The 21,974-nt window shown below is 60.3% G+C and carries 20 protein-coding genes and 1 riboswitch; of the genes, 8 read left to right on the top strand and 12 right to left on the bottom strand.

Annotated features, from left to right (window positions below; translation table 11 throughout):
* Positions 1–174: 174 nt before the first annotated feature.
* Positions 175–792: a PAQR family membrane homeostasis protein TrhA gene (gene trhA, locus POF45_RS13825; RefSeq protein ID WP_259497249.1), complete on the top strand. Its 618-nt coding sequence runs from the start codon at positions 175–177 to the stop codon at positions 790–792.
* Between the two features lie 114 nt (positions 793–906).
* Here the strand turns inward: trhA and POF45_RS13820 are convergent, their stop codons facing one another.
* Both POF45_RS13820 and POF45_RS13815 read right to left on the bottom strand, forming a co-directional pair.
* Positions 907–1,626 (bottom strand): 16S rRNA (uracil(1498)-N(3))-methyltransferase, encoded by a 720-nt coding sequence (locus POF45_RS13820; RefSeq protein ID WP_259497248.1) that lies wholly within the window; start codon positions 1,624–1,626, stop codon positions 907–909.
* Between the two features lie 154 nt (positions 1,627–1,780).
* The gene (locus tag POF45_RS13815) at positions 1,781–3,187 is read right to left on the bottom strand and encodes an adenosylmethionine--8-amino-7-oxononanoate transaminase (RefSeq protein ID WP_282315875.1); all 1,407 of its coding nucleotides are present in this window, start codon (positions 3,185–3,187) and stop codon (positions 1,781–1,783) included.
* A gap of 313 nt (positions 3,188–3,500) precedes the next feature.
* Between POF45_RS13815 and POF45_RS13810 the strand changes: the two genes are divergently transcribed.
* Entirely contained in the window at positions 3,501–4,052 is a 552-nt protein-coding gene (locus POF45_RS13810) for a cytochrome b (RefSeq protein WP_259497246.1), read from the top strand.
* A gap of 32 nt (positions 4,053–4,084) precedes the next feature.
* Entirely contained in the window at positions 4,085–4,678 is a 594-nt protein-coding gene (locus tag POF45_RS13805; protein WP_259497245.1) for a YceI family protein, read from the top strand.
* A gap of 252 nt (positions 4,679–4,930) precedes the next feature.
* On the opposite strand, the gene rhlE2 is transcribed toward POF45_RS13805, so the two are convergent.
* The 4 genes from rhlE2 to ahcY all read right to left on the bottom strand — a co-directional run bounded on the left by rhlE2 (position 4,931) and on the right by ahcY (position 10,463).
* Positions 4,931–6,808 (bottom strand): RNA helicase RhlE2, encoded by a 1,878-nt coding sequence (gene rhlE2, locus POF45_RS13795; RefSeq protein WP_282315874.1) that lies wholly within the window; start codon positions 6,806–6,808, stop codon positions 4,931–4,933.
* Positions 6,809–7,030: 222 nt separating this feature from the next.
* Entirely contained in the window at positions 7,031–7,846 is an 816-nt protein-coding gene (locus tag POF45_RS13790) for a substrate-binding periplasmic protein (protein ID WP_282315873.1), read from the bottom strand.
* 170 nt (positions 7,847–8,016) lie between these two features.
* On the bottom strand, positions 8,017–8,862 hold the full coding sequence (gene metF / locus POF45_RS13785; protein ID WP_259497242.1) for a methylenetetrahydrofolate reductase [NAD(P)H]: 846 nt from the start codon (positions 8,860–8,862) through the stop codon (positions 8,017–8,019).
* A gap of 191 nt (positions 8,863–9,053) precedes the next feature.
* Complete coding sequence (ahcY, locus tag POF45_RS13780; protein WP_259497241.1) at positions 9,054–10,463, bottom strand: adenosylhomocysteinase; 1,410 nt, start codon at positions 10,461–10,463, stop codon at positions 9,054–9,056.
* 23 nt (positions 10,464–10,486) lie between these two features.
* A riboswitch (S-adenosyl-L-homocysteine riboswitch) is annotated at positions 10,487–10,589 on the bottom strand.
* Positions 10,590–10,787: 198 nt separating this feature from the next.
* Here ahcY and POF45_RS13775 point away from each other — a divergent pair.
* The gene (locus POF45_RS13775) at positions 10,788–11,192 is read left to right on the top strand and encodes an acyl-CoA thioesterase (RefSeq protein ID WP_282315872.1); all 405 of its coding nucleotides are present in this window, start codon (positions 10,788–10,790) and stop codon (positions 11,190–11,192) included.
* 126 nt (positions 11,193–11,318) lie between these two features.
* Entirely contained in the window at positions 11,319–12,200 is an 882-nt protein-coding gene (locus POF45_RS13770) for a formate/nitrite transporter family protein (RefSeq protein ID WP_259497240.1), read from the top strand.
* Here POF45_RS13770 and POF45_RS13765 read toward each other — a convergent pair whose 3' ends face one another.
* Positions 12,201–13,466: a cation:proton antiporter gene (locus tag POF45_RS13765; RefSeq protein ID WP_259497239.1), complete on the bottom strand. Its 1,266-nt coding sequence runs from the start codon at positions 13,464–13,466 to the stop codon at positions 12,201–12,203.
* Between the two features lie 195 nt (positions 13,467–13,661).
* Positions 13,662–14,831 carry an MFS transporter gene (locus POF45_RS13760; protein ID WP_282315871.1) on the bottom strand — a complete coding sequence of 390 codons (1,170 nt, stop codon included), beginning with the start codon at positions 14,829–14,831 and terminating at the stop codon, positions 13,662–13,664.
* Positions 14,832–15,052: 221 nt separating this feature from the next.
* Here POF45_RS13760 and POF45_RS13755 point away from each other — a divergent pair, with 221 nt between their 5' ends.
* Both POF45_RS13755 and POF45_RS13750 read left to right on the top strand, forming a co-directional pair.
* Positions 15,053–15,886: a DMT family transporter gene (locus POF45_RS13755; protein ID WP_282315870.1), complete on the top strand. Its 834-nt coding sequence runs from the start codon at positions 15,053–15,055 to the stop codon at positions 15,884–15,886.
* A gap of 50 nt (positions 15,887–15,936) precedes the next feature.
* Complete coding sequence (locus tag POF45_RS13750) at positions 15,937–16,320, top strand: MAPEG family protein (RefSeq protein WP_282315869.1); 384 nt, start codon at positions 15,937–15,939, stop codon at positions 16,318–16,320.
* Between the two features lie 185 nt (positions 16,321–16,505).
* Here the strand turns inward: POF45_RS13750 and mltA are convergent, their stop codons facing one another.
* Positions 16,506–17,690, bottom strand: coding sequence for a murein transglycosylase A (gene mltA, locus POF45_RS13745; protein ID WP_282315868.1), 1,185 nt, complete (start codon positions 17,688–17,690; stop codon positions 16,506–16,508).
* 128 nt (positions 17,691–17,818) lie between these two features.
* On the opposite strand from mltA, the gene POF45_RS13740 reads away from it, so the two are divergent.
* Positions 17,819–18,268 (top strand): c-type cytochrome, encoded by a 450-nt coding sequence (locus tag POF45_RS13740; protein ID WP_259497234.1) that lies wholly within the window; start codon positions 17,819–17,821, stop codon positions 18,266–18,268.
* A 140-nt stretch (positions 18,269–18,408) separates the two neighbouring features.
* On the opposite strand, the gene POF45_RS13735 is transcribed toward POF45_RS13740, so the two are convergent.
* The 3 genes from POF45_RS13735 to metK all read right to left on the bottom strand — a co-directional run bounded on the left by POF45_RS13735 (position 18,409) and on the right by metK (position 21,957).
* The gene (locus POF45_RS13735) at positions 18,409–18,804 is read right to left on the bottom strand and encodes a DUF1090 domain-containing protein (RefSeq protein ID WP_282315866.1); all 396 of its coding nucleotides are present in this window, start codon (positions 18,802–18,804) and stop codon (positions 18,409–18,411) included.
* A 90-nt stretch (positions 18,805–18,894) separates the two neighbouring features.
* Positions 18,895–20,580, bottom strand: coding sequence for an NAD-dependent DNA ligase LigB (gene ligB, locus POF45_RS13730; RefSeq protein ID WP_282315865.1), 1,686 nt, complete (start codon positions 20,578–20,580; stop codon positions 18,895–18,897).
* A gap of 186 nt (positions 20,581–20,766) precedes the next feature.
* Positions 20,767–21,957, bottom strand: coding sequence for a methionine adenosyltransferase (metK, locus tag POF45_RS13725; protein ID WP_282315863.1), 1,191 nt, complete (start codon positions 21,955–21,957; stop codon positions 20,767–20,769).
* Between the last annotated feature and the right edge of the window lie 17 nt (positions 21,958–21,974).

Genomic DNA, 21,974 nt, shown 5'->3' with positions numbered 1-21,974 from the left:
GATTGTGCCCATTTCCCGCGAGCTACGCAGGCCTTTGTAGGAGACCGGCGCCTACCCGTTCCGGCACGGCTCCTACATGACGCGTAGGGGGAGTGTGTCTTGAAACATTGCGCTTTTAGTCTCAAGGGCTGAGCCTTGCGCCATCAGGCACCACATTTTCGAGGTAAGCGATACATGTATCACGGGGAAAGATTGAACGCCTGGACTCATCTGGTCGGGGCGGTAGCGGCTTTTGTCGGGGGTATCTGGCTGCTGGTGATTGCCAGTCTGAGTGGCGATCCATGGAAGATCGTCAGCGTGGCGATCTACGCGTTCACCTTGCTGGTGCTGTACAGCGCCTCAACCGTGTACCACAGCGTGCGCGGGCGCAAAAAGGCGATCATGAAGAAGGTCGATCATTTTTCGATCTATCTGCTGATCGCCGGCAGCTACACGCCATTTTGTCTGGTGACGTTGCGCGGGCCCTGGGGCTGGACCTTGTTCGGGATCGTCTGGGGGCTGGCGCTGATCGGCATCCTGCAAGAGATCAAACCGCGTTCGGAAGCGCGGATTCTGTCGATCGTGATTTACGCGGTGATGGGCTGGATCGTGCTGGTGGCGGTCAAGCCGCTGATGGCCGCGCTGGGCGGCGCCGGCTTCGCCTGGCTGGCCACGGGCGGGGTGTTGTACACCGTGGGGATTATCTTTTTTGCCCTGGATCATCGGCTGCGGCATGCCCACGGGATCTGGCATCTGTTCGTGATTGCCGGGAGTTTGCTGCATTTTGTGGCGATTCTGTTTTACGTCCTCTAGACCGTGCTGAGGCCATTCGCGAGCAAGTCGAATCGTCGCACCGTCGCTCTCACATGGATTTTTGGTGTTCACAAAGCCAATGTGGGAGCGATTCGACTTGCTCGCGAAATGGCTCTAGAAGTCGCCCCAAAGCTGCTGGGCAACCGCCAACGCCACCACCGGCGCGGTCTCTGTACGCAGCACCCGTGGCCCAAGCCGCGCAGCATGGAAACCGCCCTCCTTGGCCTGATCCACTTCCAGATCTGACAACCCGCCTTCCGGGCCAATCAGGAATGCCAAAGTCTGCGGCTTGGCATGACTGACCAACGGCTCTGCCACCGGATGCAATACCAGCTTCAACTCAGCCTCGGTCTGCTTCAACCAATCCGCCAGCAACAGCGGCGGATGGATCACCGGCACCGTTGAGCGTCCACACTGCTCGCAGGCGCTGATTGCCACCTGGCGCCAGTGCAGCAGGCGTTTGTCGGCGCGTTCGTCCTTGAGCCGGACTTCACAGCGGTCAGTGAAAATCGGAGTGATTTCAGTAACACCCAGTTCGGTGGCTTTCTGGATTGCCCAGTCCATCCGCTCACCACGGGACAGGCCCTGGCCGAGGTGAATCTGTAACGGCGACTCGATCTGACCGGCGAAACTTTCATTGATCTGCACGGTGACGCGTTTCTTGCCGACATCGGCCAGCGTGCCGAGAAATTCCTGACCCGAGCCGTCGAACAACTGCACCGCATCGCCCTCGGCCATGCGCAGCACGCGGCTGATGTAATGGGCCTGGGCCTCGGGTAACTCGTGCTCGCCGATACTCAGGGGCGCGTCGGTAAAGAAGCGGGACAGTCTCATCTTGGGTCTCTGGAAAGGGTGTTAATCATCTGGATTCGCGTCGACTTCATTCGCGAGCAGCTTCGCTCCCACAGGGGGAGCGCGGTCAACTGTGGGAGCGAGCCTGCACGCGAAGGCGCGGGTTCGAACGCCACAGAAGCTCAAGTGAAATCAATCAACCTGGATCACGGAACCCAGGGTGGAAATTCTGCGGCACCGCCACGCTGACGCTGTCACGGGTGGCGATATCGATGCCTTCACTGGCCACTTCAGCCAGGAAGTCGATCTGCTCCGGGGTGATCACGTATGGCGGCAGGAAATACACCACACTGCCCAACGGCCGAAGCAAAGCGCCACGCTCCAGCGCGTGCTGGAACACCTTCAAGCCGCGACGTTCCTGCCACGGATACGCCTCTTTGCTCGCCTTGTCCTTGACCATCTCGATGGCCAGCACCATGCCGGTCTGGCGCACTTCGGCGACGTTCGGATGATCGACCAGATGCGCCGTGGAGGAGGCCATGCGTTGCGCCAGGGCCTTGTTGTTCTCGATGACGTTGTCTTCTTCGAAAATATCCAGAGTCGCCAGTGCCGCCGCGCAAGCCAGCGGATTGCCGGTGTAGCTGTGCGAATGCAGGAAGGCGCGCAGGGTCGGATAGTCGTCGTAAAACGCGCTGTACACCTCGTCGGTGGTCAACACCGCCGCCAGCGGCAGATAACCACCGGTCAGTGCCTTGGACAGGCAGAGGAAGTCCGGGCGGATGCCGGCCTGTTCGCAGGCGAACATGGTCCCGGTACGGCCGAAGCCGACGGCGATTTCGTCGTGGATCAGGTGCACACCATAGCGATCGCAGGCTTCGCGCAGCAGCTTGAGGTACACCGGGTGGTACATGCGCATGCCGCCAGCGCCCTGGATCAACGGCTCCAGAATCACCGCCGCCACCGTGTCGTGGTTTTCAGCCAGGGTCTGTTCCATGGCCGCGAACAGGTTACGCGAGTGTTCTTCCCAGCTCATGCCCTCGGGCCGCAAATAGCAGTCAGGGCTTGGCACCTTGATGGTGTCCATCAGCAGCGCTTTGTAGGTTTCGGTGAACAGCGGCACATCGCCCACCGCCATCGCCGCCATGGTTTCACCGTGGTAGCCGTTGGTCAGGGTGACAAAGCGCTTCTTGTTCGGCTGGCCGCGGTTGAGCCAGTAGTGGAAGCTCATTTTCAGCGCGACTTCGATGCAGGACGAACCGTTATCGGCATAGAAGCACCGGGTCAGGCCTTCCGGGGTCATCTTCACCAGGCGCTCGGATAACTCGATCACCGGCTGATGGCTGAAACCGGCGAGGATCACGTGCTCCAGCTGATCAACCTGGTCCTTGATGCGCTGGTTGATGCGCGGGTTGGCGTGGCCAAACACGTTGACCCACCAGGAACTGACGGCGTCGAGGTAGCGTTTGCCTTCGAAGTCTTCCAGCCAGATGCCTTCGCCGCGCTTGATCGGGATCAGCGGCAGCTGTTCGTGGTCTTTCATCTGGGTGCAGGGATGCCACAACACCGCGAGATCGCGTTGCATCCACTGATTATTCAGGCCCATATACAGTCTCCTCGAGGCGGCCCGCGACATGCGCGGACTTACAATCGCGCAAGCCTATGCAATGCGTGGCACGGGAACAACCCATTGCGTTGATTTGTCTGTGATAGGGCGCTTCGCGAGCAGGCCAATTCAGGTTCTGCATAAATGGCGGGCTGTTTCCAACATCCAGCTACAGTTTTAGCCTTTAATCTTTCCTTAACTCGTCTATTTCAGACTCTTGATCGTATTTCTCGATATTTCAAAGCGAAATTTTCCGCTTTAAATCGATAGATAACTCGATAGTCTTGGTCGCACTTCTCACGGGATTTGGGCAATGCAGCTACGTAATTCTTCTTCTCGCTACGGTTGGGTCAGCATTGTCTTGCACTGGGGCGTGGCACTGGCGGTCTTCGGGCTGTTCGCGCTGGGCCTGTGGATGGTCGGTCTGGACTACTACAGCACCTGGCGCAAAGACGCGCCGGACCTGCACAAAAGCATTGGTCTGGTGTTGTTCGCCGTGATGCTGCTGCGCGTGCTGTGGCGCTTTATCAGCCCGCCGCCGCCAACCCTGCAAAGCTATAGTCGCATGACGCGTCTGGGCGCCAAGTTCGGGCACTCGTTCCTGTACCTGGGGCTGTTTGCCGTGATGATTGCCGGTTACCTGATTTCCACCGCAGACGGTGTCGGGATCCCGGTGTTTGGCCTGTTTGAGATTCCTGCACTGGTTTCCGGACTACCGGATCAGGCAGATACCGCCGGGGTGATTCATCTGTGGCTGGCATGGGCGCTGGTAATTTTTTCCGGCCTCCATGCGTTGGCAGCATTGAAGCACCACTTTATCGATCGTGATGCGACCCTGACGCGAATGCTGGGACGCAAAGCCTGAAGTTCAACCTCGACTCCAAAGGAATAGAAAGCATGTTGAAAAAGACCCTCGCTGCCCTGGCCATCGGTTCGGCCCTGCTGTCCGCCAACGTGATGGCGGCCGACTATGTTGTCGACAAGGAAGGCCAGCACGCCTTCGTTGACTTCAAGATCAGCCACCTGGGCTATAGCTACATCACCGGTACTTTCAAGGACATCGACGGCAAGTTCAGCTTCGACGCTGCCAAGCCTGAAGACAGCAAGATCGAGTTCAACGTCAAAACCGCCAGTGTGTTCACCAACCACGCCGAGCGCGACAAGCACATCGCCAGCAAGGATTTCCTGGAAGTCAGCAAATACGCTGATGCCAAGTTCGTCTCCACCAGCGTCAAGTCCACCGGCAAAAATGCTGATGGCAAGGAAACTGCTGACGTGACCGGCAACCTGACCCTGCACGGCGTGACCAAGCCAATCGTGGTCAAGGCCACGTTCCTGGGTGAAGGCAAGGATCCATGGGGCGGCTACCGTGCCGGCTTCGAAGGCACCACCAGCATCAAGCGCTCTGATTTCGGCAAGATGATGGACCTGGGTCCACAGTCCGACGCCGTTGAGCTGTACATCTCGTTTGAAGGTGTCAAAGCGAAGTAATTTTCGCGCCTGACACAAAAACGCCCCCGACCTTATGGTCGGGGGCGTTTTTTATTGCCTGCCCAAATCATCCATATATTACAAAACCTGTGGGAGCGAGCCTGCTCGCGAATGCGGTTGATCATTCAACATCGATAGCGACTGACGCACCGCTTTCGCGAGCAGGCTCGCTCCCACAGGGGATTTTCATCAGCCAAAAAAAAACGCCCCGGCTCGCAAGAGACGGGGCGTTTTTTCGTGCTTCGAAAAACCTTAGCGGTTGCGGGTCAGCAACGCTGGTTTCTCGCCGCGCGGACGGCCTGGCAGTTGATCAAGTTGCTCAGGAGTCGGGAAACGATCGGTTTTCGACTCCTTGTGAATGATCTTCGGTGCCGGGCCACGCGGGTTCTGCACGGCCGGTTCCGAACGAGGCTGGTCGTCACGGGCCGGGCGGCGGTTGCGGCCTTCTTCGCGACGGGCCTGACCGTCACGTGGCGCGCCGTTACGTGGGCCGCTGCGCTTGGCGGGTGGAGTGCCGGTGCTGGCGCCATCGCTGCTGCGTGGGCCGCTCTGGCGACCTTGCGGCTTGCCACCGGTGCGTGGAGCTCCAGCGCCTGCAGCCGCGGCAGGTGCCGGGGCACCCGGACGACGGCCACGGCCCTGAGCCGGTTTGGCTTGAGGGATGTAGTCGACGCGGTTACCGAAGTTATCCACATCATCGTCCAGGAACTCGTCCGGAGCACGATCAGCGGCAGCAGCGCGTGGCGCCGGGCGTTGCTGTTCGCGAGCCGGAGTACCTTCGCGTGGCTTGTGTTCACGAGCCGGGCGATCACCACGGCCAGTGGCGGCAGGTTTTTCCTTGCCGCCCTTGTCCTTGCCCTTGTCTTTACGACCGCCGCCACCGCCAGTGCCGTTAGGGCCATCGCCGCGCGGGCCACGTGGGTTGCGCGGGTTACGCACATCCGGACGCTCGCGAACTTCTGGTTTCTCGGCTTCTACAGCGCTGGAGTCGAAGCCCATCAGGTTGCCGTCGGCAATCTTCTGCTTGGTCATGCGCTCGATGCTTTTCAGCAGTTTTTCTTCGTCCGGGGCAACCAGCGAGATCGCCTCGCCCGAACGACCGGCACGGCCAGTACGGCCAATACGGTGAACGTAGTCTTCGTCGACATTCGGCAGTTCGAAGTTGACCACGTGTGGCAACTGATCGATGTCCAGGCCGCGAGCGGCGATGTCGGTGGCTACCAGAATGCGCACTTCACCGGCCTTGAAGTCGGCCAGGGCTTTGGTGCGGGCGTTCTGGCTCTTGTTGCCGTGGATGGCGACGGCGGTGAGGCCGTGCTTGTCCAGGTACTCGGCCAGACGGTTGGCGCCGTGCTTGGTGCGGGTGAACACCAGTACCTGTTCCCAGGCGCCAGCGGTGATCAGGTGCGCCAGCAGCGAGCGCTTGTGGCTGGCCGCCAGACGGAAAACGCGCTGTTCGATACGCTCGACCGTGGTGTTCGGTGGCGTGACTTCGATGCGTTCCGGGTTGTGCAGCAGCTTGCCGGCGAGGTCGGTGATGTCCTTGGAGAACGTCGCCGAGAACAGCAGGTTCTGGCGCTTGCTCGGCAGGCGAGCCAGGACTTTCTTCACGTCATGGACAAAGCCCATGTCGAGCATGCGGTCGGCTTCGTCCAGTACGAGGATTTCCACGTGGGACAAATCGACACTGCCTTGACCGGCGAGGTCGAGCAGGCGGCCAGGGCAGGCTACCAGCACGTCAACACCACGGGACATGGCCTGAACCTGCGGGTTCATGCCGACGCCGCCGAAGATGCAGGCGCTGACGAATTTCAGGTCACGGGCGTAGAGCTTGAAGCTCTCGTGCACCTGGGCCGCGAGTTCGCGGGTCGGGGTCAGGACCAGCACGCGCGGTTGGCGCGGGCCGTGACGCTGGGATTTGTCCGGGTGACCGTTGGGGAACAACCGCTCCAGGATCGGAAGGGCGAAGCCGCCGGTTTTACCAGTACCTGTCTGTGCCGCGACCATCAGGTCGCGACCTTGCAACACGGCGGGAATGGCCCGCTGTTGCACCGGAGTAGGCTCGGTATAGCCCGCCGCTTCAATGGCACGGACTAAAGCCTCGGAGAGACCGAGGGAAGCAAAGGACATGAGTAATCCTGTTTTAGTTAGGGCTTGGCCCAATGGGAGTCTTGCCTGGCGCGAATCGCGTTTAAGAGGACGCAATCCCGTCCGGTCCTGCTTCGGTCACGAAGGCTCGTCTGGAACGCTCGCGCGGGCTGAAAGCTGCGCTGTAGCGGGGTCGAGATGCCTTTAACGGTTCCGAGCGTCCGGGCGTGAGCCTGGCGGGAAGGCCGGAGTATAACAGAGCAATCACTGCGCGCCGCTTTCCTGCTGCTCAACGGTTTTTTCGCTGGCGGCGGTGGTGCGGGCAGCGTTCACGTCGGTGGGTGGACTGGTGCCATATCGGGCGCTCAGTTCGGCGTAGGCGGGTTCGCGTTTGAAGCGCTTGAGTTCGGCGCCGAAGCGTTGCACCAGCAAGTCCATGCCGGCGTTGCGCCGTACCGCCAGGAACTGATCCTGGCGGCTGATTACAGCGGGATTTTCGGTAACCTGATTGCGGATATTCAGTTCATCAAGCAAATGCTGGCCGACCCGGCGATCGGTGATCAGCAGGTCGATCCTGCCGCGCAGCAGCTTGCCGAAGTTGGCTTCGTGGGTCGGGGCCGGCTCTCGGGTGAACAGCGGCGAATTGCTGAAGTCGGGGCTGTACAGATAGCCGGGCGACGTGCCAATGGTCAGGCCTTTTAGATCGTCCAGGGTGCGGAACGGGTGCGGTCGTTCGTTGGCGTAGAACATCACGAACTGCACTTGCGACAGCGGCTCGCCGGGATACAACAGCGTCGCGTCGCGCTCATCGCTGTGGAAAATATCCAGTGCGCCGTCGGCCAGGCCTTGATCGAGCATTTGCAGGCAGCGTTTCCAGGGCAAAAACTGCCACTCGACATCGATGCCCAGGCGTTTGAAGACGATGGCGGTGGTTTCGTAGTCCAGCCCCAGGGACTTGCCGTTTTCTTCGTAGACATAAGGCGCCCATGGCTCAGTGACGATACGCAGCTTCTCGCCTCGAGCCGCAAAGCTCAGGCAAGTGAATAGAAGCACGGACATTAACTGCGCGATCAAAGGCATGACCTGAGATTACGACGAGAAACGGGAAAGAGCCAGAAACTGGCGGCAGAAGCTCTGGTTCGGGTTTCAAAAGCAAAAGATCGCAGCCTTCGGCAGCGCCTGCAGGGGAACGTGGACCTCTGTAGGCGCTGCCGCAGGCTACGATCTTTTGAACCTGCGTGTGACGACTGTTAGCGCGGCAACTTCAGGTTATTCCACACCGCCAGGCTCGGTTCTGCCTGGTTCAGCGTGTAGAAGTGCAGCCCCGGTGCGCCACCTTGCAGCAGGCGTTCGCACATCTCGCTGATGACGTGCTCACCAAAGCCTTGAATGCTCTGGGTGTCATCGCCATAGGCTTCCAGTTGCTTGCGGATCCAGCGCGGAATTTCCGCACCGCAGGCATCGGAGAAGCGTGCCAGCTTGCTGTAGTTGGTGATCGGCATGATCCCCGGCACGATCGGGATGTTCACGCCCATCGCCCGTACACGCTCGACGAAGTAGAAGTAGCTGTCGGCGTTGAAGAAGTACTGGGTGATTGCACTGTCGGCGCCGGCGTTGGCCTTGCGCACGAAGTTGGTCAGATCGTCTTCGAAGTTACGCGCTTGCGGATGCATTTCCGGGTAGGCGGCGACTTCGATGTGGAAATGATCGCCGGTTTCTTCACGAATGAATTCAACCAGGTCATTGGCGTGGCGCAGTTCGCCGCTGGCCATGCCCATGCCCGAAGGCAGGTCACCGCGAAGCGCAACGATACGTTTGATGCCGGCTGCCTTGTATTGGGTCAGCAGGCCGCGCAGGTCGTCCTTGCTGTCGCCAACGCAGGACAAATGCGGGGCGGCAGGGACTTTGACTTCACTTTCCAGCTGCATCACGGTGTTGATGGTGCGGTCACGTGTCGAACCGCCAGCGCCGTAGGTGCAGGAGAAAAAATCGGGGTTGTAGGTGGCCAGCTGACGAGCAGTGGCGAGCAGCTTTTCATGCCCAGCATCGGTCTTGGTAGGGAAGAACTCGAAACTGTAGCGACGGTCTTGGGACATGGTCATATCCTTGGAAACGCGTAAGCCTGTGAGGCTTGCTCAACCCGAATGGGAGCAGGCTTGTATGGGCGCCGGGTTTGCCCGCGATGCCGGCACCTCGGTGTTTCAGAAACACTGAGGTGATGCCATCGCAGGCAAGCCAGCTCCCACAAAAGCCCGCTCCCACAAGGGAGAGCAGGCAGCAGGTCCGATCAGTAGCGGTAAGCGTGCGGCTTGAACGGGCCTTCGACGGTCACGCCGATGTAGTCGGCCTGGGTCTTGGTCAGTTGAGTCACAACGCCGCCGAAACCGCGAACCATTTCCAGGGCCACTTCTTCGTCGAGTTTCTTCGGCAGTACTTCAACGGTCAGGCGCTCGGCTTTCTGGGCTGGCGACAGGTCGGCGTACTTCTGGCCGAACAGGAAGATCTGAGCCAGCACCTGGTTGGCGAACGAACCGTCCATGATGCGGCTTGGGTGACCGGTGGCGTTGCCCAGGTTCACCAGACGGCCTTCGGCCAGCAGGATCAGGTAGTCGTCGTTCTGAGCGTCGAAAGCGCCCGGGCCGGTACGGTGGATCTTGTGTACCTGTGGCTTCACTTCTTCCCATGCCCAGTTCTTGCGCATGAAAGCGGTGTCAATTTCGTTGTCAAAGTGGCCGATGTTGCAGACAACAGCGCGCTTCTTCAGGGCTTTGAGCATGTTCGAGTCGCAAACATTGACGTTGCCGGTGGTGGTCACGATCAGGTCGATCTTGCCCAGCAGTGCCTTGTCGATGCTGGCTTCGGTGCCGGTGTTGATGCCGTCGATGAACGGCGAAACCAGTTCGAAGCCGTCCATGCAGGCTTGCATGGCGCAGATTGGGTCAACTTCGGAAACCTTGACGATCATGCCTTCCTGACGCAGGGACTGGGCCGAACCCTTGCCCACGTCACCGTAGCCGATGACCAGCGCTTGCTTGCCGGACAGCAGGTGGTCGGTACCGCGCTTGATCGCGTCGTTCAGGCTGTGACGGCAGCCGTACTTGTTGTCGTTCTTGCTCTTGGTCACCGAGTCGTTGACGTTGATGGCCGGGATTTTCAGCTCGCCCTTGGCCAGCATGTCCAGCAGGCGGTGAACGCCAGTGGTGGTCTCTTCGGTCACGCCGTGGACGCGGTCCAGGATTGCCGGGTACTTCTTGTGCAGCAGCTCGGTCAGGTCGCCGCCGTCGTCGAGGATCATGTTGGCATCCCAAGGCGCGCCATCTTTGAGGATGGTTTGCTCCAGGCACCACTCGTACTCTTCTTCGGTCTCGCCTTTCCAGGCATAAACCGCGATACCGGCAGCAGCGATAGCGGCAGCGGCCTGGTCCTGAGTCGAGAAAATGTTGCACGACGACCAGCGAACTTCGGCACCCAGGGCAACCAGGGTTTCGATCAGCACGGCAGTCTGGATGGTCATGTGGATGCAGCCGAGGATTTTGGCGCCTTTGAGCGGCTGCTCACCGGCGTACTTGCGACGCAGACCCATCAGGGCCGGCATTTCGGACTCGGCAATGATGGTTTCGCGACGGCCCCAGGCAGCCAGGGACATGTCGGCAACTTTGTAATCGTTAAAATCTGCAGGCGTGATAACAGCGCTCATGAAGAGCCTCCATTCGTAATGTATGCGAATGGGCGCCGTTGTGCGTTTAGTGTCTGACCGATGACGGTCAAGCAACGCCCCATCCGAGCCTGACAGGTCGAACCTGCTGCAGCGCCCCTCGGACAGGTGGCGGGAAAACGGTATCAATAGAAAGTTACCGTTCTGAAACGGTGGCGATTATAGCGGGCTATGCTGATCTTCCAAAGGGTTTCTGTCGGCCAGATGAAGATCGTTTATGACGACCATAGTAGAAGCTGCATGGAGCATGACCGCCCGGTCTGCCATGATGCCCACCATCTTTCGGCCAGACGCTCAGGAGTGAACATGAATTTCCACACCCGCAAATGGGTAAAACCCGAAGACCTCAACCCCAACGGCACACTGTTCGGCGGCAGCCTGCTGCGCTGGATCGACGAAGAAGCGGCGATCTACGCCATCGTCCAGCTGAGCAATCAGCGCGTGGTGACCAAGTACATCTCCGAAATCAACTTCGTCAGCGCCTCGCGCCAGGGCGACATCATCGAACTGGGCATCACCGCCACCGCGTTCGGTCGCACCTCGATCACCCTGACCTGCGAAGTGCGCAACAAGATCACCCGCAAAAGTATCCTGACGGTGGAGAAGATGGTCTTCGTCAACCTCGGTGAAGACGGCCTGCCCGCGCCACACGGCCGGACCGAGATCAAGTACGTGAAGGACCAGTTTCAGGACGATGCCGCCAGCGAATAAGCGCGGACCCTGCGGCGAGGGAGCAAGCTCGCTCGCCGCAATGGTTTGATTCGTTTTTGCGGTCAGTGAACAGCTCCGAACCCCGCGTGTCGTACCTACAAGACACGCCACCGGTTCCGGAACGCCATGAACACTCAAAAAGACGGCAAGACCCCCAACCTCTCGGCTGAAGAACAGCAAGACGTCGACCAGAACCAGCCGCCCCGCGCGGCGGTCCTCCACGAAATCATCCGCACCCAGGGCGATCAGGAGCTCGAACGCAGTGTCGCCGCGCTCTGGTGGTCGGCCCTTGCCGCCGGTCTGACCATGGGCCTGTCGTTGATGGCCATGGGGCTGCTCAATTCGCGTCTGCCGGACAGCGAAGCCTTCAAGGTGATCGCCAGTTTCGGTTACTGCGCGGGTTTCCTTGCGGTGATTCTGGCCCGCCAGCAACTGTTCACTGAAAACACCCTGACGGCGGTACTGCCGGTCATGACCAAACCCACGCTTGGCAACTTCGGCCGGTTGCTCCGCCTGTGGACGGTGGTGCTGTTCGGCAACCTCTGCGGCACGTTGCTGGTGGCCTACGTCATGTTGCACCTGCCGATTTTCGATACCAAGACCGACGCAGCCTTCCTTGAAATCGGACGCAAGGTCATGGAAAACAGCACCAGCCAGATGTTCGCCAAAGGCATCATCTCAGGCTGGATGATCGCGACCATGGTCTGGATGATCCCGTCGATGGAAAGCGCCAAGATGTGGATCATCATCCTCATCACCTACCTGATGGCGCTGGGGGATTTCACCCACATCGTCGTCGGTTCGGCCGAGGTTTCTTACCTGGTGTTTGCCGGCGAGTTGCCGTGGAAGGATTTCTGGCTGGTGTTCGCCGGGCCGACCCTGGCCGGGAACATCATCGGCGGCAGCTTTATCTTCGCGCTATTGAGTCATGCGCAGATTCGCAGCGAAAGCGGGCCGCCGACGACGTCTGCGGATCAGAAAACCGATCCGCAGCAGGTTAAAAAATAATCAGTGATGCTCGGCCTGTGCCGCTGGTGCAGGCTCGTCCCTGGTGACGTGCTTGACCAGTTTGCCGATGCTCAAACCCTGCAACAGGATCGACGACAGCACCACGATGTAGGTGATGCTCAGGATCAGATCGCGCTCCGGGCCCAGCGGCAGGGCCAGGGCCAATGCCACCGAAACACCGCCACGCAGCCCACCCCAGGTCAGAATCCGGATCGTGCCGCGCGGCACCGTGCGCCAGCGCCGCAGCAAGACAATGGCCGGCGCCACGGTCAGCAGCCGCGACAGCAGAATCGCCAGGGCCAGCAAACTTGCGGCCAGCACATGCAGCCAGTTGAACGGCAACAGCAACAGCTCCATGCCGATCAGCGCGAACAGCAGGGCATTGAGCATGTCGTCGAGCAGTTCCCAGAAACCGTCCAGGTACTTGCGGGTCATGTCGTTCATCGCCAGGTTGCGGCCCAGGTTGCCGATGATCAGGCCGGCGACCACCATCGCAATCGGCGCCGAGACGTGCAGCTCCGAGGCCATGGCCGAGCCGCCGATCACCAGCGCCAGGGTCAGCATGACCTCGATCTGGTGCTGCTCGATGCTCTTGATCATCAGGTACACGAGGTAGCCGATCAGCCCGCCGAACACCACGCCGCCAATCGCTTCATGGGCAAACAGCATGGCCGTGGCGCTGATGGTCGGGGTTTCGCCCAGTTGCGCGATGCCCAGCAACACGGTGAACACCACGACCGCCGTACCGTCGTTGAACAGCGACTCGCCGACGATGGTGGTTTTCAGTGGCTTGGAGGCATTGGCGGTGCGCAGGACGCCGAGTACGGCAATCGGGTCGGTGGGCGAAATCAGCGCACCGAACAGCAGGCAGTAGAGGAAACTCACGTGCCAGCCGAACAGGGCGAAAATGTAATACGCCAGGCTGCCGATCACGGCGGTGGCGATCAATACGCCGAAGGTCGCCAGCAGGCCGATGGGCCAGCGGTAGCTGCGCAGGTCATTGAGGTTGACGTGCAGGGCGCCGGCGAACAGCAGGAAGGACAGCATCCAGTTCATCAGCAGGTCGCCGAAATCGATCTGGCCGATCAACTGTTGCACGCGTTCTTCGAGACCGGGGTAGCCCATGAAACTCAGGCCTTGCAACAGCAGGGAAAACATCAGCGCGGTGACCATCACACCGATGGTCGGGGGCAGGCCGATGAAACGGAAATTCACGTAGGTGAGTAGCGAGGTGAGGCAGATGAACGCAGCGACAAGTTCAAGCATCCGGGGTCCTTGGATGGGGGGTGAGAAAGAGGGGTTTGGGCAAAAAGCACCGAGTCGGCTTCTTCGCGAGCAGGTCGAATCGTCGCACCGTCGCTCCCACATTGGATCTTTGGCGCACACGAATTCTGTGCTCACTGAGATCTACTGTGGGAGCGGGCTTGCTCGCGAAAGCTATTTCATAGGCGAAGCAACTATTCAGCCGGACACATTGACCGCAGCCGCAGCCCGACGTTGCAGGTAGATATAGAAAAGCGCCGTCAGCACCGTCAACCCACTGACCAGCGCCCCGGTCCATGGCAGGTCCGCCAGGTCCGCACCGCTGGCGACCACCAACCCGCCAATCCACGCGCCGGCGGCGTTGCCGAGGTTGAACGCACTCTGGTTCAGGGTCGAACCCAGGTTCGGTGCCTCATGGGCCTGATCGATGATCAGCAGTTGCAGGATCGGGCACAGTGCAAAGGCAAAAATGCCCCACAACACCAGCGTGATCGCTGCCGGAATCACCGAGTGGCTGGTCTGGCTGAACGCCGCCAGCACCAGCACGACCGCCAGCGCCATGCCCACCAGGGACGGCAGCAGGCGACTATCCGCCAGGCGCCCGCCAATCATGCTGCCCGCCGTCAGGCCGACGCCGAAGAGCAGCAGCATGATGGTCACACCATGGGGGCTGACGCCGGTGATGTCTTGCAGGATCGGCGCGATGTAAGTGAACACGCTGAACAGACTGGTGGACGCCAGCACGCTCATGCCCAGCGCCAGCAGCACATTGACCTTGCCCAGCACCTTGAACTCGCTGGCGAGGTTGGCCTTGTCCATGGCGATGTCCTTGGGCAGCCACACCCATTGCGCGATGGCCGCGATCACACCGATCACCGACACCGCCCAGAAGGTCGAGCGCCAGCCGGCGTATTGACCGAGCGCCGTACCCAGTGGCACGCCGAGCACATTGGCCAATGTCAGACCGGTGAACATCATCGCAATGGCCTGGGCCCGTTTGTTCGGTGCCACCAGACCGGCGGCCACCACCGAGCCGATACCGAAGAATGCGCCGTGGCATAAGGCCGTGATGACTCGGGCCGCCATCAGCGTCGCGTAGTTCGGCGCCAGGGCGCAGAGGATGTTGCCGAGGATGAACATCAGCGTCATACCCAGCAGCGTGGCTTTGCGCGGCATGTTGGCCGTGCCGATCGCCAGGATCGGCGCGCCGAACACCACACCCAGGGCGTAGCCGGTGATCAACAGACCCGCGTGGGGAATGCTGACGCCGAGGTCGCGGGCGACATCGGGCAGCAAGCCCATGATGACGAATTCAGTGGTGCCGATGCCGAACGCGGCAACAGCGAGGGCAAGCAAGGCGAGTGGCATGCGCAAGGTCTCTGTCGGTAGTCTTGACGCTCTGATCAGGCATACGCAGGCCGACGACCGATCTCGGGCGAGAGCGGGCAGGGGCATAAATTATTGGTATTGGTCTGTGCGCAACTGAGTGCGGCGTGGTCGCTTGCAGTATAAACAGCTGCTGACATATGGCGAATCAATTCTCAGCCTTTGCCTCTGTGTAGGAGGCGGGGCAACTCAAGGAGTGTGCCGTGCTTGCGACGGTTCTGGTATTGGTGGCGGCGCTGTTGCATGCGGCGTGGAATACCCTGATCAAGTTCAGCGCCGAACGGCTGCTGGTCGTGGCGTGCATGGACAGTGTGGCGCTGCTGTTTGTCGCGTTGATGCTGCCGTTCCTGAATGCGCCACCAATGGACCTGTGGCCGTGGATTCTGGCGTCGGCGGCGTTCGAACTGCTTTACCGCTATCTGCTGATTCTGGCCTATCGGGTGGGTGATCTGGGACTGGTCTATCCGCTGATGCGGGGACTGTCACCGTTGGTGGTACTGACACTCACACTGATTTTTGCCGGGGAGGTACTGACCCATCAGCAGATCTTCGGAATTCTGCTGATCCCGTTCGGCATGCTCTGCCTGCTGTGGCAGGGCGGTGGCGGGGCGCGGCTGCCATGGTCGATGTTGCCAGTGGTGGCACTCATCGGCTTGTGCATTGGCTGCTACACCTTCATTGATGGCCAGGCGTTGCGGCGCTGGCCCCATCCACTTGATTACCTGGTCTGGGTCACGTTGCTCAGTGCCTGGCCGTTTCCGTTGTTGGCGTGGGGGCGCAAGCGGCCGGCGTTCAAACTGTTCTGGCGTGAGCAGTGGCGACTGGGGCTGGCGGTCGGATTCTGTGTGTTGTTCAGCTACGCTCTGGTGCTGTGGGCGATGCAGTTGGGCTCGATTGCCGAAACGGCGGCGCTGCGCGAAATCAGCGTGATCCTGGTGGTGCTATTCGGCATGCGTTATCTGAAAGAACCCTTTGGCCGGCCTCGGCTCTTGGCCTGTGGGGTGGTGTTGATTGGCATACTGGTGATGAAGTTCTGACCGCCTGCAACGGCACTCGATTTTCTAAAACTTGAAGAAGGGATTGCTTTATGACGGTTGCTCTGTGGTGCATTTTGATCGCGATTTTCCTGCCGTATTTGTGTACGGGTGTGGCCAAGACCAGTGGTGGGTTCAGGCTGAAGGACAATCATGATCCACGCAGTTTTCAGGATTCGGTTCAAGGTGTGGCCAAGCGTGCCTATGCCGCGCAGATCAACAGCTTCGAAGTGACCCCTGCGTTTGCGGCGGCGGCGATCGTCGCGCATCTGGTGGGCACGGCGCAGTTGGTGACGGTCAATGTGCTGGCCGTTCTGTTTATCACCAGTCGGCTGTTGTACATCATCTGCTATCTGGCGGACTGGGCGATCTTGCGGTCGCTGGTGTGGTTTGTGGGGATGGGGTTGATTGCCAGTTTCTTCTTTGTGTCGATCTGAGCGGTTTTAGCCAGAATTTATGCTGCTCAACCCGGCCTCTTCGCGAGCACATCGAATCGTCGCACCGCCGCTCCCACAGCGGACCTTCAGTGAACACAAATTGGGTGTTCGACAGGAATCTAATGTGGGAGCGGCGGTGCGACGTTCGACTTGCTCGCGAAGGCTATCTATCAGCCACCGCAGGCTTAAGGATTGGTCTTCACCGCATCCGCCACCTGAGGCACTTGCGGCAGCGCTGCACCTTTAGGCCACAACATCCAGATCTGCCCCTGCTGTTTCATGTCCCCGGCCAGTTGCCCGGCCGCATCGCCGGTGCCCCAGAACAAGTCCGCACGCACTTCGCCGGCAATCGCGCCGCCCGTGTCTTGAGCCGCCACTGGGCGAACCAATGCCGTGCCGTCCGGTTTGGTGGTCGATAACCACAACAAGCTCCCGAGCGGAATCACCTTGCGGTCCACCGCCGCGCTGTAGCCGGCAGTCAACGGCACGTTCAGCGAACCCCGTGGCCCTTCGTTGCTGTCCGGGTTGCGGGTGAAGAACACGTAGCTTGGGTTGCTGCCCAACAGCTCGGGAATGCGCGACGGATTGGCCTTGGCCCAAGCGCTGATGGCGCCCATGGTCACGTCTTCTTTCTTCAACTCACCCTGTTCCACCAGCCAGCGGCCGATGGGACGATAAGGGTGGCCGTTCTGGTCGGCATAAGCGATTCGCAGTTGTCGGCCATCGTCGAGCTGAATGCGACCGGAACCCTGGATCTGCAGGAACTGCAGGTTCATCGGATCGGTCAGCCAGGCAACGATGGGCGCATTGACCCCTTTGGTTTCGATGGTCGCCGCATCGTCATAGGGCTTGAGTACACGGCCTTCAAGTCGGCCGCGAAGGCGTTTGCCCTTGAGTTCCGGGTAGATGCTGTCCAGCGCGACGATGATCATGTCATCGGGCACGCCATACACCGGGATGTTCGCCACGTCGGTCTGGGTCAGGCTGCCGGGATAGACCGGTTCGTAGTAGCCGGTAATCAATCCGTCGGGATTGTCGTTGGCGGCGCGCAGGCCATAGACGTCGAGATTCTGCTTGAGAAAACCGCGAATCTCGCCGGCGGTTTGCGGGACGTTGGCCGCTGCCGCGCAGGTCGTGCCCCAGACCGGGTCGGCCTTGAGCCGGGTGCAGGCACTACGCCAGGAGCCGAAACCGGCGAGCAGGTCGTCGTCGGACACCGTCGGCAATGCTTCCCAGGTCGCGCTGCTGTAAGTGGCCAGGGCATGGGTTTTTGGTTTGTTGTTATCGCCACCGGTGCAGCCCGCGAGCACGGCTACCATCGGCAGGGTCCAGGCGAGGTGATGACGCCAGGCCTTGAAACGGCTGTTCATGGAGTAATTCCTTGGACGGTTGCCCGAGTGCTCCATGCGCTCAAGCAACCCATATTATTAATAGGGCTATTGGTCTTTGCCGATGACACGAGGATACTGGCCGCCGTCTCCCGTGACCTGAAGCCACCATGACTCTTAAAAGACTTTCTGTTGTATTGCTGGCCTGCCTGACCTTGTCCGCCTGCGGCGGCGTTGATCCCAATTCTCCCCTGGGTCAGCGCAAGGCGATCTTCAAGCAGATGCTCAAGACCGGCGAGGACCTGGGCGGCATGTTGCGTGGCCGTATTCCGTTTGACGGCGGCAAATTTGCTGACGGCGCAGTGAAGCTTGATGCGCTGTCCCATGAGCCGTGGAAACATTTCCCGCAGGTGCGTGAAGAAGATCACACCAGTGCCAAGGACTCCGTGTGGCAGCAGCAGGCACGTTTTCAGGAAATGGCCCGCACCCTTGAAGCCGCCACCGGTGACCTGGTGATTGCCAGCAAGGTTCAGCCTTACCAGGCCAGCAACCTCGGGCCGGCCGTGCAGAAAGTCGAAGATGCCTGCAGTGCGTGCCATAAACAATTTCGGGATCATTGATTCGTTTGTAGCGAGGGAGCTTGCTCCCGCTCGGCTGCGCAGCAATCGCGAAGTACCCATACTGCGCAATTACCGGTTTGGGGCTACTTCGTAGCCTAGCGGGAGCAAGCTCCCTCGCCACTTTCGTTCCGTGTCGAGCCTTATTTGTCCAGCTCATCCAGCGCGTCCTGCAATTGCTTGCGGGACTCGGCGAGTTTGTCTTTGCGTTTGTTGATCTTGTCGGCGTCGCCCTTTTTCATGGCCTTGTCCAGATCTGCCTGGCGCTGGCTGACGTCGTGCTTGGCGTCGAGCACCTTGTTTTCCCGTTCCTTCTTCAGGGACGCATCAGTGCAATGATTGGTAATTTCGCTCAGGGCTTTTTCCAGGCCGGCCTGCTGGTCGGCGTTGCCGTGGGCCTTGGCCAATTCGATCTGATTGACGATGCCTTGTTTCTTGGCGGCGCAGCCGGTCAGCCCCGGGGCGTCTTCGGAGGCCATCAGTGGGGTCGCCATCACGCTGCAAAGGGTCAACAGGACGAGCGGTGAAAGAAATTTCATAAAAGCTCCAGATGAAAAGGCAATCGGGTCGATGTGGCGATGGGCTGTTTGAGCGCATTGCCACCTTTGGGTTCCCGGTCAGGTCAGGCGTCACTGTCTAAAACCTTCAACACCGGCAACCCTTAATGTCTCACTCAGGGCCAGCACCTGCGGATCACTGAAAAAGGCGCTTAATTGCGTAGCGCGTCCAGGACCTATGCCGGCTTCGGCCTGCCATTGTTCGGTGGTGCGTTGTGCCAGCGCCTGCCATGAATCGGCGAGCCGTGCCTGACCGGTCGCAGGCAAGCCCAAGGCTTTGAGCCAGCGAGCGAAAGGACGTTGGCGGGCGCTTTCAAAACTGTCCAGCAGGCGAGCGCTGTTGCGTTCGCCGAAACCGTCAATGTTAGCAAGCTCTTGCGCATCAAGGGTCAACCAATCCAGCAGGCCGTCGAGATGGCCTGTTTCCAGAAGTTTCTCCCAAGTGCCAGGGCCGACATGGGGCAGGGCCAGGCCTTGCTTGCCACTGAGCCAGGTGAGCCGCGCGAGGAACTGACTCTCGCAGCCCGGCGTCGGTTGCCAGCAACTCAGAAGATGGAAGTCGGCCGCCAGTGGAACGTTCAGCTGTGCGCGTTCGGTGCTGCGCAGCACAACGCTGTCGAGCCTGGGGATGGTCAGCCCCGCGAGGCTGATGGCGACCTGATCGCCGGGGCGAATGTCCATCGCTTGCCAGCGCTCCAGGGAGCTGACGCTCACCCGTCTGACCTGCCTGTCGTCGAGCGTCACCGGCAACAACTCCAGCACTGGCGTGATGCGTCCGGTGCGGCCGATCCTGAAGTGGACCTTGCGTACTTCGGCCAGCGTCTGGGCGAACGGATATTTCCAGGCGACGGCCCAGTAAGGTGGCCGTGCTTGCCAGTGCTCGGCGCTGGGCCGCTGGTCCTGGCGCAGGACCACGCCATCGCTGGCAAAGGGCAGGGGCGAGCGATACCAGTGATCGCGCCAGCGTCCGGCGTCAGCCCATTCGTTGATCGGCTGACTGTAGGGGGAGGTGGTCGCAAAACCCAACTCATTCAGTGCGGTGACTCTGGCCGATAGCGTCGCCGGGCCTTTGGGCCAGTCCCAGACAAATAGGCCGATTCCCGATGCCTGTTCGACACTCAGTGACTTGCGGGCCATCAAGCCGGCCACGGTGGCGCGAGCATTGAGGCTGCCAGCCTTGGCCTGTATGTGATCAACCAGGCGCCAATACAGTTCGCCTTGCAGCAGCAGGTCCATGGGCTTGGGCAGGCGTTGGGGGATGGCGGCGATCTGCCGGGCCGAGGCCGTCCAGTCGTGGCCATTTATCCCGTCCCCTCTACTGATCGCCTGATGCAACTGGCCTTTGCGGTAGATCAGTGTCACTGCCACGCCATCAACCTTGGGTTGAATCCAGACATCCTTGCGATTGCGCAGCCATGTTTCGACGGCATGGTTTTCGTGGAGTTTTTCCAGGCCAGTGTGGGGGACTGGATGGGCGATGGTGCCGCCTGCGGTTCGCAAGGGTTCGGCGTCAGCGTTCAGAGCAAAGCAGTTGCGCCAAGCGCTCAGGCGGGTGCGGGACTGGTCGTAGAGTTCGTCGGCTATCAGTGGGCGGCCTTGGCGGTGATAGCTGTCGTCCCACTGATCTATTTGTTTTTGCAGGGCGGTGATTTCGCTGTGGGCGCGGGCGGTTGGCCAGTCGGGGCATTCGGCGGCTTGGGCGGTCAGGCCGGTGACGGTGAGTAAAACGGTGATGATCAGGCGCAGGCTAGGGAGCATCGTGAGCGTCCTTGCTCATTGGGGTATTTGGAGGCTAGGTCAGCATTGCCGGATGCGAGGGTTGGGTGTTTTGCCGGGTATTTCGGTTGGCTGATCTGGCCTCTTCGCGACACGGCCTCGAACGCCAGCCAATAAAAAGCCCCGCACGGCGAACCGTGCGGGGCTTTTGGTACCGCCAGGGAAGTCTTACAGGCCGGCAGCAGAACGCAGGGCGTCAGCGCGGTCGGTTTTTTCCCAGGTGAACGTGGTGAACGTATCGTCACCAACGGTCTTGGTTTCAGGCGTGCGGCCGAAGTGGCCGTATGCCGCGGTTTCGCGGTACATCGGGTGCAGCAGGTCGAGCATGGTGGTGATCGCGTATGGACGCAGGTCGAACACTTCGCGGACCAGTTTGACGATCTTGTCGTCGCTGATCTTGCCGGTGCCGAAGGTGTTCAGCGAGATCGACGTAGGCTGGGCTACACCGATAGCGTAGGAAACCTGAATTTCGCAGCGCTCGGCCAGGCCGGCAGCCACGATGTTCTTGGCCACGTAACGACCGGCGTAGGCCGCCGAGCGGTCAACCTTCGATGGATCTTTACCGGAGAACGCGCCGCCGCCGTGACGGGCCATGCCGCCGTAGCTGTCGACGATGATCTTGCGACCGGTCAGGCCGCAGTCGCCAACCGGGCCGCCGATGATGAACTGGCCAGTCGGGTTGATGTGGAACTGTGTGTCCTTGGTCAGCAGTTCGGCAGGCAGTACGTGCTTGACGATCAGCTCCATCACGCCTTCGCGCAGGTCTTTGTACGACACTTCAGGGTTGTGCTGGGTCGACAGTACAACGGCGTCGATACCGACAACCTTGCCGCCTTCGTAGCGGCAGGTCACTTGCGACTTGGCGTCCGGACGCAGCCAAGGCAGCAGGCCGGATTTACGGGCTTCGGCCTGGCGCTGAACCAGTTGGTGCGAGAAGGTGATCGGTGCTGGCATCAGCACGTCGGTTTCATTGCTGGCGTAGCCGAACATCAGGCCCTGGTCGCCAGCGCCCTGATCTTCAGGTTTGGCGCGGTCAACACCCTGGTTGATGTCAGGGGACTGCTTGCCGATGATGTTCATCACGCCGCAGGTCGCGCCGTCGAAGCCGACGTCGGAGCTGGTGTAGCCGATGTCGAGAATCACGTTACGAACGATGTCTTCCAGATCGACCCAGGCCGAGGTGGTGACTTCGCCAGCAATGATTGCCACGCCGGTTTTCACCAGTGTTTCGCACGCCACACGGGCGAACTTGTCTTCAGCAATGATGGCGTCCAGCACCGCATCGGAAATCTGGTCGGCGATTTTGTCCGGATGTCCTTCGGACACGGACTCGGAGGTGAAGAGGGAGTATTCGCTCATCTCAATGTTTTCCTGAA

The sequence above is a fragment of the Pseudomonas fungipugnans genome (assembly GCF_029955235.1).
GTDB classification, from domain to species: Bacteria; Pseudomonadota; Gammaproteobacteria; order Pseudomonadales; family Pseudomonadaceae; genus Aquipseudomonas; species Aquipseudomonas fungipugnans.
Note: the sequence above shows the minus strand (reverse complement) of the source record. Positions and strands in the feature narration are given on the sequence as shown.

Bases quoted from the DNA above. Each gene is read 5' to 3' on its own strand.
- POF45_RS13790 (WP_282315873.1), bottom strand. From the start codon at position 7,846: ATGCCTTTGATCGCGCAGTTAATGTCCGTGCTTCTATTCACTTGCCTG.
- POF45_RS13735 (WP_282315866.1), bottom strand. From the start codon at position 18,804: ATGAAATTTCTTTCACCGCTCGTCCTGTTGACCCTTTGCAGCGTGATG.
- POF45_RS13770 (WP_259497240.1), top strand. From the start codon at position 11,319: ATGAACACTCAAAAAGACGGCAAGACCCCCAACCTCTCGGCTGAAGAA.
- metK (WP_282315863.1), bottom strand. From the start codon at position 21,957: ATGAGCGAATACTCCCTCTTCACCTCCGAGTCCGTGTCCGAAGGACAT.
- POF45_RS13810 (WP_259497246.1), top strand. From the start codon at position 3,501: ATGCAGCTACGTAATTCTTCTTCTCGCTACGGTTGGGTCAGCATTGTC.
- trhA (WP_259497249.1), top strand. From the start codon at position 175: ATGTATCACGGGGAAAGATTGAACGCCTGGACTCATCTGGTCGGGGCG.
- POF45_RS13820 (WP_259497248.1), bottom strand. From the start codon at position 1,626: ATGAGACTGTCCCGCTTCTTTACCGACGCGCCCCTGAGTATCGGCGAG.
- POF45_RS13760 (WP_282315871.1), bottom strand. From the start codon at position 14,831: ATGCCACTCGCCTTGCTTGCCCTCGCTGTTGCCGCGTTCGGCATCGGC.
- metF (WP_259497242.1), bottom strand. From the start codon at position 8,862: ATGTCCCAAGACCGTCGCTACAGTTTCGAGTTCTTCCCTACCAAGACC.
- rhlE2 (WP_282315874.1), bottom strand. From the start codon at position 6,808: ATGTCCTTTGCTTCCCTCGGTCTCTCCGAGGCTTTAGTCCGTGCCATT.
- POF45_RS13765 (WP_259497239.1), bottom strand. From the start codon at position 13,466: ATGCTTGAACTTGTCGCTGCGTTCATCTGCCTCACCTCGCTACTCACC.
- POF45_RS13805 (WP_259497245.1), top strand. From the start codon at position 4,085: ATGTTGAAAAAGACCCTCGCTGCCCTGGCCATCGGTTCGGCCCTGCTG.
- POF45_RS13750 (WP_282315869.1), top strand. From the start codon at position 15,937: ATGACGGTTGCTCTGTGGTGCATTTTGATCGCGATTTTCCTGCCGTAT.
- mltA (WP_282315868.1), bottom strand. From the start codon at position 17,690: ATGAACAGCCGTTTCAAGGCCTGGCGTCATCACCTCGCCTGGACCCTG.
- ahcY (WP_259497241.1), bottom strand. From the start codon at position 10,463: ATGAGCGCTGTTATCACGCCTGCAGATTTTAACGATTACAAAGTTGCC.
- ligB (WP_282315865.1), bottom strand. From the start codon at position 20,580: ATGCTCCCTAGCCTGCGCCTGATCATCACCGTTTTACTCACCGTCACC.
- POF45_RS13740 (WP_259497234.1), top strand. From the start codon at position 17,819: ATGACTCTTAAAAGACTTTCTGTTGTATTGCTGGCCTGCCTGACCTTG.
- POF45_RS13775 (WP_282315872.1), top strand. From the start codon at position 10,788: ATGAATTTCCACACCCGCAAATGGGTAAAACCCGAAGACCTCAACCCC.
- POF45_RS13815 (WP_282315875.1), bottom strand. From the start codon at position 3,187: ATGGGCCTGAATAATCAGTGGATGCAACGCGATCTCGCGGTGTTGTGG.